Here is a 240-nt window from a genome sequence, read left to right on the forward strand (position 1 = left end):
CATAGTGGGTCTTCCATGTGGGCAATTCCATGGCGATAAAATTTTAGCCATATCACTTAATATTTTTTCCATCTTTACTTTATCCAAAGTGACTCCAATCATAATTGACATTCTGCACGCTTTAGTCGCGATATATTTAAGTACACTATCAGATAAAAATAATTTTTTTACTAAGTCATTATTTTTAAATTCGCCTTCGATTATTTTATAATTTTTTTCCTGCAATTTTTTCGCGATGTT

Annotated in this window: 1 pseudogene; it reads right to left on the reverse strand. The window is 30.0% G+C overall.

The features are described 5' to 3' along the window. Positions 1-240, reverse strand: a pseudogene (locus P6709_RS20285) (hypothetical protein); the annotation flags it as partial.

Source organism: Jeotgalibacillus sp. ET6 (assembly GCF_029667115.1).
Lineage (GTDB): Bacteria > Bacillota > Bacilli > Bacillales > Jeotgalibacillaceae > Jeotgalibacillus.